Genomic DNA, 12,275 nt, shown 5'->3' on the forward strand with positions numbered 1-12,275 from the left:
GAGAAGGAAGAAACGCTTACAGCTTCAACCCGGCTTCACCGGCCAGATCGGCCAGTTTCACCATCGGCCGCGGACCCCAGTGGGCGATGACTTCAGACGCGGCCAGCGAGCCGAGCTTGCCGGCCTCTTCCAGCGTCAGGCCGCGCGCGACGCCCAGCAGGAAGCCGGCGGCGTATTGGTCGCCGGCGCCGGTGGTGTCGATCACCTTGGCGACCGGATAGGCGGCGACGACGACGCGCTCCTCGCCCTTGATCACGACCGAGCCTTCCGCGCCGCGCGTCACGGCCGCGATCTCGACGATGGCGGCCAGTTTCGCGGCGGCGGCGTCGAAATCATCGGTTTCGAACAGGGCGCCCAGTTCGGCCTCATTGGCCAGGACGATGTCGGCCGACTGTTCGATGAAGCTCAGCAATTCGGCGCGCCAGCGGGCGACCACGAAGGTGTCGGACAGGGTGATGGCCACCTTGCGGCCGGCCTTGTGCGCAGCGGCGGCGGCGCGTTCGAAGGCGGCGCGGGCCGGGGCCGGGTCGAACAGATAGCCTTCCAGATAGACGATCTCACTGGACGCGATCAGGGCCTCGTCGATGTCGTCGGCGTACAGCTGGTTGGCGGCGCCCAGGAAGGTGGCCATGGTGCGCGCCCCGTCCGACAGGACGTTGATCAGGCAGCGACCGGTGCCGAAGCCCTTGTCGGCCCCTCCGGTCAGGACCGGGGTGTCGAAATGCACGCCGGCGGCGCGAATGTCGTGGCTGAACACCTCGCCCAGGGTGTCGTCGGCCACCTTGCCGATATAGGCGGCGCGCCCGCCGAACGAGCCGACGCCCGCCACGGTGTTGCCGGCCGAACCGCCAGAGGCCTCGACCCCCGGCGCCATGGCCTCATACAGGGCGGCGCTGCGTTCGGCGTCGACCAGTTGCATGGAGTTGGGGGCCAGGTCCTGGGCCGTCAGGAAGGCGGCGTCGCAGGGGCTGAGCACGTCGACGATGGCGTTGCCGACAGCGCAGACGTCATATTGGGCGGTGTTCTGGGTCATGGTCGCGCCTTAACGGTTGAAGGCCCGCACGTCATCCGAAAACCTATAAGGAAGCCCTTATATGAGGCGGCGCAGTGCGATAGGCAGGCGTCATGACCCAGATCGCCGTCCTGATCCCCGACCCCGCCGACAAGACCTACGCCGGTCGCTGGCCCGAGGTGCTGGCCCGGCTGAGGGCGACGCTGGAGAGCGGCGGCGCGACCGTCGTCCCCACGCCCTGGACCGATCATGTGGAGGACGCCTCGGCTCTGACGGCCTATGACCTGATCCTGCCGGTCATCGCCTGGGGCTATCACCGCGACCACGCCCGCTGGCTGAAGGCCTGTGCGACCTGGACGCAGACCGGCCTGCCGGTCGCCAATCCGGCGACGGTTCTGGGCTGGAACTCGGACAAGACCTATCTGGCCCGGCTGGCTGACAAGGGCGTGCCCATTCCGCCGACCCAGTGGAGCGAGGCGATCAGCCAGGACCAGGTGGACGCCGCCTTCGCCGAAACCGGCGTCCACACCCTGATCGTCAAGCCGACCGTCTCGGCCGGGGCGTTTCGCACCCTGCGCCTGACGCCGGGCCAGATCCTGACCGACGCCCCGGAAGGCCCGGCCATGATCCAGCCCTATCTGAAATCGATCGAGACCGAGGGCGAGACCTCGCTGCTCTTCTTCGGCGGCCGCTTCAGCCATGCGGTCAACAAGCGGCCTGTCCCCGGCGACTTCCGCATCCAGATCCAGTTCGGCGGCCTCTATACGGCCGTGACGCCGGACGCGGCGGCGATGGCCCTGGCCGAACAGGTGATGGCCGCCGTCGAGGAGCCGCTGCTTTACGCCCGCATCGACCTGGCCCGCGACGACGCGGGCGCCTGGGTGTTGATGGAGGCCGAGCTGATCGAGCCCGACTTCTATCTGGACCACGACCCCGCCGACGGCGCCGGCTTCGCCCGCGCGGTGCAGGCCCGGCTCTAGAAGCTCTCCCAGCCCCCGCCCCCGCCGCCGGCGGCCAGACGCGGTCTGGCAGGCGCGGAGGACTCGGCGGCGAAGGCCTTGATCCGGGCCTGGGCTTGGCGGATCGGCGCCGGAGCCCCGCCTTCGCTGACCTGGAACCGCCCGACCAGTTGCGCCATATCGGTCGCCTCACGATTCAGACTCAGGCTGGCGGCGGTCGACTGCTCGACCATCGCAGCATTTTGTTGCGTGACCTGGTCCATCTCGTTGACGGCTGTATTGACCTCGTTCAACGCCAGGGCCTGTTCCTGGGTCGAGGCGCGGATTTCCCCCATCAGATGGGTGATCTCATTGACCCGCTCGGCGATCGCGGTGAGCGCCTCGCCCGACTCGCGCACCAGCACGACGCCGCTCTTGACCTGGGTGCTGCTGGTCGAGATCAGGGTCTTGATCTCGCGCGCCGAGTCCGCCGACCGTTGCGCCAGGGCGCGCACTTCCGACGCCACGACCGCAAAGCCGCGACCGGCCTCGCCCGCCCGCGCCGCCTCGACCCCGGCGTTCAGGGCCAGAAGATTGGTCTGGAAGGCGATCTCGTCGATCACCCCGATGATGTCGCCGATCTGTTTCGAGGACGATTCGATCTCGCTCATGGCAGAGATGGCGCGTTGAACGACGGAGCCGCCGGTCTCCGCCTGGGCCCGGGTCTGCCCAACGACCGCATCCGCCGACTGCGCGTTCTCGGCCGACTTGCGCACGGTGGCGGTGATCTGATCCAGGGCGGCGGCTGTTTCTTCCAGCCCGGCCGCCTGACGTTCCGTACGCCGCGACAGATCCTCGGCCGCGCTGCTGATCTCGTTGGCGCCCGACTGTATCGAGCCCGCATTGCCGCGAATGACCGCCACCGCCTGGTCCAGCGACGTGATGGCCCGGTTGAAGTCCTCGCGCAGGATCGCATACTCGCCGGGGAAGGTTTCATCGATCCGGTAGGACAGGTCCCCGGCCGCCAGGGCGGACAGGCCGCGCCCTGTGGCCTGGACCACTGAGGTCTGAACCTCGGCCGCCATGCGATCGGCCTCGGCGCGACGCTCGCGTTCCGCCTCCACCGCAGTGACGTCGGTCGCGAACTTGACGACCTTGTAGGGTTTGCCGTCGGCGTCGAAGACCGGATTGTAAGTGGCCTCGATCACGGCGCGGGCGCCGCCCTTGCCGTAACGCACGAACTTGTCGGAGAAGAACTCGCCGGCGTTCAGTCGACGCCAGAAGTCGAGATAGGCGGGCGCGTCTGCCTCGGCCGGATCCACGAACATCCGGTGATGGCGACCCCGAACCTCGTCCAGACTGTAGCCCACGACCTTCAGGAAATTCTCGTTGGCGGTAATGATCGTGCCATCCAGCTCGAACTCAATCACCGCCTGGGCCCGCTTCACGGCCGCCACGATGCTACGCAGTTCACGAAGTTCGACCTCGTCGAGCCGCCGCTGTGTCTTACCGAACATTACCTAGTTCCTCTTTCGCTCGACGGAGAGATAGAGAAGATTAGATAACAATTGATTATATCAACCGTGATATTTTGAGATGTATATTTCCTCGTCGCGGAGCTCGCTTTATGGTCCGTCTCCCGCACAAGATCGGCAGCGTATGACAAGCTTGAATCCCGGCGATGCACGGATCCCCGATCTCGAGATCGACGCCCAACTGTGTCTCGCGCTTCAGACGACCAGCAGTCTGGTGACCCGGATCTATCGGCGCCTGCTCGACCCGCTGAACCTGACGCATCCGCAGTATCTGATCCTCCTGGCGCTATGGGAGGCGGGCGCCCCCCTGACCATGGGCGAGATCGGTCTACGGACCCACATGGACACCGGGGCCTTGACGCCGCAGATAAAGAAGATGGAGGCGTCCCGCCTGCTGACCCGCAGACGTGACGTCAAGGACGAGCGCAAGGTCTGGGTCCAGCCGACCGAGGCGGCCTGGGACTTGCGGGACCGTGTTTTGGACGTGCGCCGCGAGGTGGTGAAACGCCTCCCGCTTTCAAACGGGCAAATCGCGCAGTTGCGCGCTCTGCTCCAAAAGATGAACGCCGAGATGGAAGCGGCCGAGGCCTAGCCGCCCGCCTCACCCAGCGCCATCAGCCCCGCCCGCGACGGGCACAAGTCGGCGATGACGCAGGCCAGGCATTTGGGCTTGCGCGCCGTGCAGGTGTAGCGCCCGTGCAGGATCAGCCAGTGGTGCGCCTTGGGCAGCCACTGCTCCGGCACGACCTTGAACAGCTGGGCCTCCACCTTGTCCGGCGTGCCCGCATTGGCCAGGCCCAGCCGGTGCGAGACGCGGAACACATGGGTGTCCACGGCGATGGCGGCTTCGATCCCCAGTTCGTTCAGCACCACCGAGGCCGTCTTGCGCCCCACGCCGGGCAGGGCCTGCAGATCGGTCCGGTTCAGCGGAACCTCGCCCCCGTGCTGCTCCAGCACCAGGCGGGACAGGGCGATGACGTTCCTCGCCTTGCCACGATACAGGCCGATGGAGGCGATATAGGTGACCAGCCCCTCCTCCCCCAGGGCCAGCATCTTCTCCGGCGTGTCGGCGACCTGGAACAGGCGGTCGGTGGCCTTGTTGACGGCGACGTCGGTGGTCTGGGCCGACAGGGCCACGGCGACGACCAGGGTGAAGGGGTTGGAGAAGTTCAGCTCGGTCTTCGGCTCGGGCATGATCCCGGACAGCCGCTCGAAAATGGTTTCGACCCGGTCCTCGTCCGGCGGCCAGCGCAGTACGGGCACGGATGCGCCGGTCATCACCGCCGGACGTTTCGCACCGGGCGTCTTGGCCTTGGCGACAGATTTTCGGGCCTTGGTCGGCTTCATGCCTCGCTGTCGCCGTCGCCGCGATGCGGGTCAAGACCCAGGGTCGTCAGGGCCGCATCCGCCGCCCGCTCGCCCTCCATCCAGGCGCCGTGGGCCGTGCCGTAATAGACCGGCGCCGTCGCCTCGCCCGCCAGGAAGATCCGATCCTCAACCGCGATCCGTAACTTCGCCCGCTCCCCCGCGTGGCCCGGCAGGGCGTGGGAATAGGCGCCGCGCGACCAGGGATCGACGCCCCAGTTCGACACGGCCACGGCCTCCAGCCGCCGCCTCATGTTCGACCCCAGGGCCGCGACCAGTTCGGACACGGCGAAATCGACCAGTGCGGCCGGCCCCTCCGCCTCCAGCCCCCAAGCCAGTCCTGCGCCGAAATAGGCCTCGATCATCGGCCGCCCGAACGGCCGCAGATGATAGCCGCCGGTCTCGGCCGTATCGGCCCGCGTCCACAGCTGGGTGTCGGGCTGGAAATCGCCCGCGCCCCGCACCGTCATATGCACCTTGGACGCCAGCCCCAGGGGCACGCCCGCCGTCGCCTCCAGCCAGGCCGGAACGGGCGGATCGATCCGCACCGCCTCGGTCGCGATCAGACTGTTGGGAACCGTCAGGATCACGACCCGCGCCGTCAGCTCGCCCCGGCTGGTCTCCAGCCGCAGCAGGGGACCGGACCGGTCGATCCGCCGCACGGCGCAGTCGCGCACCACCGCATCCGACACGGCCTCGCCCAGACGGGCGATCAGCCGGCCATAGCCTTCGCGCACCCGCCAGTTCACCCCGGTGTCGCCATAGGCGTCATAGTCCAGACTGGACACCTCGGCGAACCGCGCCCCGTTCAGCGCGCCCGAGATGGCGTCCATCCGGGCGTTCCAACGGCAGTCCAGATCGAAGAAGTCGGAGGCCGGCCGATCTTCCCCCCGCCCCGCCGCCTCGGTCACGCGCTGATCGAAGGCGGCGAAGGCCACGCCGAACTCCGCCTGATCGGCGGGCGTCATCTCGTGGTTGAAGGCCTGGGTCCGCCACGGGGGCGGGGTCTGGTCCAGCGTCAGCCCCTCGGCCTCCACCCGCCCGGCCAGGACGTTGTCGTCGGCCGAGTGCAGCCAGCCGCAACCCATGTCCAGTCCCTCGCCCTCGACCCGCGCCGTCCAGGCGCGGCCGCCGATCCGGTCGCGGGCCTCCAGCACCAGCACCGACAAGCCGGGCCGCATCAGCCGTCGCGCGGCGGCGATCCCCGCCGCCCCCGCGCCGATGATCGCCACGTCGACCTGGGACGGCAGCGGATGGGAGGCGGAAACACGATCGATCATGGGCAGGGAAATACACGAAAACCACGCGTGATCCGGCATTTGTCGATTGGACATTGATTTTTGGACGGCGACGTCCATTTTAGCGCCGCTTCAAAACGCCGCACCCTCCCCAGGATGTCCCATGTCGCCTGAACTGAAGAAACGCCTGCCGCTGTTCGCCGCGGTCATCGTCGGCCTCGCCCTGATCGCGGGCGGGATCGTCTGGTGGATGAACGGCCAGAGGTGGGAGACCACCGACAACGCCTTCGTCCAGGCCGACACCACCCTGATCAGCCCGCAACTGGCCGGCCGAGTGACCGAGGTCCTGGTCGGCGACAACCAGCGGGTCGAGGCCGGTCAGATGCTGGTCAAGCTGGACGACGGCGACCAGCGCGCAGAACTGGCCCGCGCCGAAGCCAATCTCCAGGCCGCCATCGCCGCCGTCGGCAATGTCGACGCCCAGTCCGCCCAGGAACAGGCCGCCATCGCCGCCCGCGCCGCCGCCGTGACCCAGGCCCGCGCCCAGGCCGGCCTGGCCCGCGCCGAGGTTGATCGTTACGGCAAGCTGGCCCAGCAGGGCTGGGTCTCGCAGCAGCGGATCCAGACCGAACGCGCCTCGGCCGCCACCGCCGACGCCAGCGTGCAACAGGCCCAGGCCGCCCTGGTCGCCGAACAGCGCACCGCCGGCGTGCTGGGCTCGACCCGCGAACAGAGCGTCGCCGCCGTCGAACAGGCCCGGGCCCAGGTCGAGACGGCCCGCATCGCCCTGGAACGCACCGTCATCCGCGCCCCCATCGCCGGCGTCGTCGGCGCCCGCAGCGTCCGCCCCGGCCAGTTCGTCAACGCCGGAACCCAGCTTCTGTCGATCGTGCCCCTGACCCAGACCTATGTCGTGGCCAACTTCAAGGAGACCCAGCTGGACCGGATGCGTCTGGGCCAGACGGTCGAGATTTCCGCCGACGCCTTCCCCGGTCGCAAGATCGAGGGCCGGATCGACAGTTTCGCCCCCGCCACCGGCTCGGAATTCGCCCTGATCCCGGTTGAGAACGCCACCGGCAACTTCACCAAGATCACCCAGCGGGTGCCCGTGCGGATCGTCGTCAGCGGCGCCGACCGGGGCCTGGCCCTGCGCCCTGGCCTGTCGGTCGACGTCAAGGTCGACCTGAAGAGCGAGGGCGGCCAGAGCTTCGCCGAGGCCGCCGTCGGCGCCCAGATGGCCGCCAACGAGGCGCCCCGCCCGTGACCGCCGTCGCCCCTGCCGCAAACGGCGGGGCCCCTTCCGACGCCAAGGGCCCCGTCGCCGGCCATCCCGAGATCAACTGGACCATGCTGCTGCTCGGCTTCGCCGGCATGGTGGTGGGCCAGTTCATGGCCATCCTGGACATCCAGATCGTCGCCGCCTCCCTGCCCCAGATCCAGGCCGGGGTCGGCGCCTCGGCCGACGAGATCAGCTGGATCCAGACCGCCTATCTGATCCCCGAAGTGGTGATGATCCCCCTGTCCGGCTTCCTGTCGCGACTGTGGGGCACCCAGAAGCTGTTCCTGGCCTCGTGCGCCGGCTTCGTCCTGATGAGCATCGCCACCGGCCTGTCGAACTCCATCGACACCATGATCCTGTTCCGGGCCATCCAGGGCTTTGTCGGCGGGGCCATGATCCCGACCGTCTTCGCCGTGGCCTTCACCGCCTTCCCGCCGGACAAGCGGGTCACGGCCAGCGTGGTCATGGGCCTGATCGTCACCCTGGCTCCGACCGTCGGCCCGACCCTGGGCGGACACCTGACCGACTGGCTCAGCTGGCGCTGGCTGTTCTTCATCAATGTCGCGCCGGGCTTGCTGGTCCTGTTCCTGGTCGGCCGCTACGGCAACTTCGACAAGGGCGATCCGTCCCTGGCCAAGGGGTTCGACTGGTGGGGCCTGGGCTTCATGGCGACCTTCCTGATGAGCATGCAATATGTGCTGGAGGAAGGCTCCAAGAACGACTGGTTCGACGACACCCACATCCTGATGCTGTCGGTCGTCGCCGCCGTGGCCGGGCCGGTCTTCATCTGGCGCTCCCTGGCCTATCGCCAGCCCATCGTCGAGCTGCGCGCCTTCGCCAACCGCAACTTCCTGGTCGGCTTCATCATGACCTTCATCGTCGGCTTCGCCCTGTACGGCGGCACCTTCCTGTTGCCGTTGTTCCTGGGTCGGGTGCTGGACTATTCGTCGTCCCAGGTGGGCACCACCATGGTCGTCTCGGGTCTTGCGATGTTCGCCACCGCCCCCTTCGCCGGACGGCTGGTGCGCCGGATGGACGCGCGGATCCTGATGTTCGGCGGCTTCATGCTGTGCGCCTGGGGCATGTGGGAGGCGCGGGTCGTCACCGACGACTGGGGCTTCTGGGAGTTCGCCTCGGTCCAGGCCTTCCGCGGCGTCGGCGTCATGCTGGCGATGATCGCCTCGCAGCAGGTGACCATGGCCACCCTGCCGCCGCATATGGTCAAGAACGCCTCGGGCCTGGTGAACCTCGCGCGCAACGTCGGCGGCGCCTTCGGCCTGGCCATTCTGAACACCAGCCTGACCACCAACACCGCGGTCCATATCGGCGAGCTGACCAGCGGCATCGCGCAAGGCGACCAGGCCATGCGCAATATGATGGCCGGCATGGCCCAGAGGTTCGCAGGCACCATCGACCCGGCCGCCTCGGCGATGAAGGCGGTCTATGGCCTGTTGCAGAAACAGGCCACGACCATGGCCTTCGGCGACGCCTTCGCCCTGCTGGGGATCATGTGCGCCGGCGCCGCCTTCGTCACCCTGCTGGCCCAGCCGGTCAAGGCTCAGCCGGGCGCCCCGCCTTCGGACGTCCACTGATGGCGCGCCGTCGCGGCCAGATCGACGAGAAGAAGAGCGAGGCCATCCTCGACGCCGCCATGAGCCTGTTCGCCGACAAGGGGATGACGGCGTCGATGGAGGAGATCGCCCGCCTCGCCGGGGTGTCGAAACAGACCCTCTACAACCGTTTCGCCTCCAAGCTGGAGATCGCCCGGGCCATGGCCAGCCAGAGGTCCGACGCGGTGGCGGCGCCGCTGAAGGCGCCCGGCGATCCGGTCGCGGTGCTGGAGGCCCTGGCCCTGAGCCTGCTGGAGCGCATCTGCCACCCGGACAAGGTCGGCTCGATGCGGGGCGTGGTTCTGATGTCCGCCGACGCCCCCGAGATCGCCCAGGCCGTCTATGAGGCGGGGCCCCTGCGCAGCCTCAAACTCCTGTCGGCCTGGCTGGCGGACCAGACGCGCGCGGGTCGGCTGGCCGTGCCCGATCCCGACGAGGCCGCCGAGATGTTCTCGGGCCTGGTCCTGGGCCACGGCCATCTGCGGGCCATGCTGAACGTGCCCCAGATCGACGCCGACCAGCGCCTCCGCCGCGCCCGCGAGGCCGCCCGCCTCTTCGTCACGGCCTATGCGCCAACCGTGGATCGCGCTAGTTGATGCGGGTCGCGTAAAGGAGTTCGCCCATGCTGATCCACCTGTCGTCCTGGCCCGAGATCGACGCCCGCATCGCGGCGGACCAGCCCCTGTCGAAGACGGTCGTGGTCCCCATCGGCTCCAACGAGCAGCACGGGCCGACCGGCCTTCTGGGCACCGACTGGCTGTGCCCCGAGATCATCGCCCACGAGGCCGAGCGTTCGGACGCCGCCCTGATGGTCGCCCCCACCTTCAACATCGGCATGGCCCAGCATCACCTGGCCTTCGCCGGCACCATCAGCCTGCGCCCCTCCACCTTCATGGCCGCCATCACCGACTGGGTCTCGTCGCTGAGCCGGCACGGGTTCGAGCGGATCTATTTCCTCAACGGCCACGGCGGAAACGTCGCCACCATCGAGGCGACCTTCTCGGAAATCTACGCGGAATGGAGCTTCGTCGAGGAGGCTCCCCCGTTCGTCCTGAAGCTCAAGAACTGGTGGGACCTGCCCGGCGTCCAGGGCCTGTGCAACTCGATCTTCCCGACCGGCCACGGCATGCACGCCACCCCGTCCGAGATCGCCGTGACCCAGGCCGCCTATCCCGACCGGATCAAGACGGCGGAATACGCCCCCAAGATCGCGCCCAGCGGCCCGATCCGCGACGCCCTCGACTATCGCGCCCGCTTCCCCGACGGCCGCATCGGCTCGGACCCGGCCCAGGCCAGCCCCGAAAAGGGCCGCCGCATCATCGACCTGGCCGTGCCCGCCCTGCTGTCCGACGTCGCGGCCTTCGCCGCCGAGGTCCGGCCTGGAGACGCCCCCGGAGACGCGTCCTGACCCGCAAAGCCCGCTCGCCGGCCGTTTTGGGCGCCGAACTCCTGTCCGCCTCGGCCGAGGTGATCGCCGCCCGCACCACCCTGATGGCCCAGGGCCTGACGGACCCCAAGGGCCAGGACCCGGTCGAACTGGCGCTGATGAGCTCGGAAAAGACCGAGGCCATGGCCGCCTCCGCCGCCGCCCTGACCGCCAGCGCCGGCGCCGTCGGCGAACGCCTGAGCCGCGACGCCATGAACGAGGGCGCCCGCGCCCTCCACGCCGCCACCGAAATCGCCGGCGCCCACACCCCGGCCGAAGCCGCCCAGGCCCAGTTCCGCTACGCCCTGGGCTGGTGGAGCCGCGCCGCCGGCCAGGCCCAGACCCTGACCGCCGAACTGACCCAGGCCCAGACCGACGCCCTCACCCCCATCCACAAGACCGCCGTCGCCAACGCCAAGCGGCTGAGGAAGACGTAGGGCGTCTCCTCCCCACACAGTGGGGAGGGGGACCGCGCGTCGCATGGTGGAGGGGCTCCATCCGCCCCCACCCCCGTCATCCTCGGGCTTGACCCGAGGACCGGGCGCCGATCGGGCGCTGCGCCAAAACCATCGCACAGGCGGCGGACCGCTCGATCCTCGGGTCAAGCCGAGGATGACGGGGTGGGGTCCAAAGGCGGACATTGCGAAGGGCTGTTTGGGGTGGTTAGCGGACGTTCGCGGCGTAGGGCTCAACAGAGCAACCCGTCGGTGTGGATTGCGGCGGCTGATCTGACCAATCGAATAGGACGAAGCGGTTAAGCGGCTCAGCCACGTTGTCGCCGGTCGCCCTGTTCAGCAGGCGTTCGCCGCAGACGAAAACCGTTATTCGTTCGGCGTTTGCCCCTTGCTCGACAAGCAGCGCAGCAACCGCTCGGGCGCGCTCTCGCGACAGTACCTCATTGGTGTCGGCGGTGCCTAACGTATCGGTTTGGCCCCGCACGTAGACGAAGTTGTCTGAGGTGATGCGCTGGCCGAGATACGCGATCGGATCGTATTCCGACCGCAGCCGGATAGGAACGGAAGACCCCAACTCAAAGCGAACGTAGCCGTGAACAAGTGGCGTTTGTTTCCGGGGCGCGGTCGTCGGGTTGGCTGTCTGAGCGGCTACAAGGAGCAACGTCGAAAACAGGGCTTTCATCGTCTGCGCTCCATGCCAGATGTAATCCTAGCCCGAAGTTGCGAGCGTCCGCTATGGGTCGGTTTGCGAAATTGAAGTCTGATCGCAGAGCAGACGTTCGTGCGCTCTCCTGTCCCCTCCCCACTTGGCGGGGAGGGGGACCGCGCGCAGCGGGGTGGAGGGGCTCCCTCCGCCCCCACCCCCGTCATCCTCGGGCTTGACCCGAGGACCGGGCGCTGATCGGGCGCTGCGCCAGGATCATCGCACAATCGGCGGACCGCTCGATCCTCGGGTCAAGCCCGAGGATGACGGGGGGGTTCTGTCGAGCAATGCGTCGTCAGCCTAAAAGCGGGCTACGCCGAGAGCTGCTTGGTTTGGCGGCGGCAGTCCTACAATAGCGTTTTCGTCGCCAGTTCACATCCGCTTGCGAGACTTGGGGTTGCGCGCCAGTTTACTGATGAACCACAGAAAAGCAGCGGGCGGCAACCAGAGAAGCGCGAACATGGCGATAGCGGGCACGCTCCCATCGAGCAGCAGCTTTGGGCTATTCCAAATCCACGGCAGCAGGCACTTGCGATAGCAATGGACACCGTATGCTTCTGGCCAACCAATTTGTCCGGAGGCCCAAACGAGAGAGAAGGGCCAGATCAACACAAACAGCACCGTACCGACGATCATCGCCCAGTAACGAGCTGGGCCGACCTTCTTCAAATATGCTGGCTGCTCATCAAGCCATTTCATCCGCTGATGTTATCG

The 12,275-nt window shown here is 68.0% G+C and carries 13 protein-coding genes; 7 read left to right on the top strand and 6 right to left on the bottom strand.

The features are described from left to right. Positions 1-16 precede the first annotated feature (16 nt). The gene (locus ACW17X_RS10615; protein ID WP_492097216.1) at positions 17-1,033 is read right to left on the bottom strand and encodes an adenosine kinase; all 1,017 of its coding nucleotides are present in this window, start codon (positions 1,031-1,033) and stop codon (positions 17-19) included. 92 nt (positions 1,034-1,125) lie between these two features. Between ACW17X_RS10615 and ACW17X_RS10620 the strand changes: the two genes are divergently transcribed. Continuing rightward, positions 1,126-1,992, top strand: coding sequence for an ATP-grasp domain-containing protein (locus tag ACW17X_RS10620; RefSeq protein ID WP_492097217.1), 867 nt, complete (start codon positions 1,126-1,128; stop codon positions 1,990-1,992). On the opposite strand, the gene ACW17X_RS10625 is transcribed toward ACW17X_RS10620, so the two are convergent. Further along, the gene (locus ACW17X_RS10625; RefSeq protein ID WP_492097219.1) at positions 1,989-3,467 is read right to left on the bottom strand and encodes a methyl-accepting chemotaxis protein; all 1,479 of its coding nucleotides are present in this window, start codon (positions 3,465-3,467) and stop codon (positions 1,989-1,991) included. The two genes, ACW17X_RS10620 and ACW17X_RS10625, sit on opposite strands and share 4 nt — an antisense overlap. 142 nt (positions 3,468-3,609) lie before the next feature. Between ACW17X_RS10625 and ACW17X_RS10630 the strand changes: the two genes are divergently transcribed. After that, on the top strand, positions 3,610-4,077 hold the full coding sequence (locus ACW17X_RS10630; protein ID WP_492097221.1) for a MarR family winged helix-turn-helix transcriptional regulator: 468 nt from the start codon (positions 3,610-3,612) through the stop codon (positions 4,075-4,077). On the opposite strand, the gene nth is transcribed toward ACW17X_RS10630, so the two are convergent. Together nth and ACW17X_RS10640 are read right to left on the bottom strand one after the other, a co-directional pair. Then, complete coding sequence (gene nth, locus ACW17X_RS10635; RefSeq protein ID WP_492097223.1) at positions 4,074-4,832, bottom strand: endonuclease III; 759 nt, start codon at positions 4,830-4,832, stop codon at positions 4,074-4,076. The two genes, ACW17X_RS10630 and nth, sit on opposite strands and share 4 nt — an antisense overlap. Then, positions 4,829-6,130, bottom strand: coding sequence for a flavin monoamine oxidase family protein (locus tag ACW17X_RS10640; RefSeq protein WP_492097225.1), 1,302 nt, complete (start codon positions 6,128-6,130; stop codon positions 4,829-4,831). The genes nth and ACW17X_RS10640 overlap by 4 nt, the downstream gene beginning before the upstream one ends. Before the next feature lie 121 nt (positions 6,131-6,251). Here ACW17X_RS10640 and ACW17X_RS10645 point away from each other — a divergent pair, with 121 nt between their 5' ends. Genes ACW17X_RS10645 through ACW17X_RS10665 form a run of 5 tightly spaced genes read left to right on the top strand, consistent with a single transcriptional unit; the run spans position 6,252 to position 10,840 of the window. Next, complete coding sequence (locus ACW17X_RS10645) at positions 6,252-7,352, top strand: HlyD family secretion protein (RefSeq protein WP_492097227.1); 1,101 nt, start codon at positions 6,252-6,254, stop codon at positions 7,350-7,352. Further along, positions 7,349-8,959 carry a DHA2 family efflux MFS transporter permease subunit gene (locus ACW17X_RS10650; protein ID WP_492097229.1) on the top strand — a complete coding sequence of 537 codons (1,611 nt, stop codon included), beginning with the start codon at positions 7,349-7,351 and terminating at the stop codon, positions 8,957-8,959. The genes ACW17X_RS10645 and ACW17X_RS10650 overlap by 4 nt, the downstream gene beginning before the upstream one ends. Further along, entirely contained in the window at positions 8,959-9,573 is a 615-nt protein-coding gene (locus ACW17X_RS10655) for a TetR/AcrR family transcriptional regulator (RefSeq protein ID WP_492097230.1), read from the top strand. The genes ACW17X_RS10650 and ACW17X_RS10655 overlap by 1 nt, the downstream gene beginning before the upstream one ends. Before the next feature lie 26 nt (positions 9,574-9,599). Then, positions 9,600-10,385, top strand: coding sequence for a creatininase family protein (locus ACW17X_RS10660; protein ID WP_492097232.1), 786 nt, complete (start codon positions 9,600-9,602; stop codon positions 10,383-10,385). 26 nt (positions 10,386-10,411) lie between these two features. Then, positions 10,412-10,840 carry a phasin gene (locus tag ACW17X_RS10665; protein WP_492097233.1) on the top strand — a complete coding sequence of 143 codons (429 nt, stop codon included), beginning with the start codon at positions 10,412-10,414 and terminating at the stop codon, positions 10,838-10,840. Between the two features lie 226 nt (positions 10,841-11,066). Here ACW17X_RS10665 and ACW17X_RS10670 read toward each other — a convergent pair whose 3' ends face one another. Beyond that, the gene (locus ACW17X_RS10670) at positions 11,067-11,540 is read right to left on the bottom strand and encodes an OmpA family protein (RefSeq protein ID WP_492097235.1); all 474 of its coding nucleotides are present in this window, start codon (positions 11,538-11,540) and stop codon (positions 11,067-11,069) included. 393 nt (positions 11,541-11,933) lie between these two features. After that, positions 11,934-12,260 carry a hypothetical protein gene (locus ACW17X_RS10675; protein ID WP_492097237.1) on the bottom strand — a complete coding sequence of 109 codons (327 nt, stop codon included), beginning with the start codon at positions 12,258-12,260 and terminating at the stop codon, positions 11,934-11,936. Positions 12,261-12,275: the final 15 nt, after the last annotated feature.

This window comes from Brevundimonas sp. FV1ye4L (assembly GCF_058681255.1).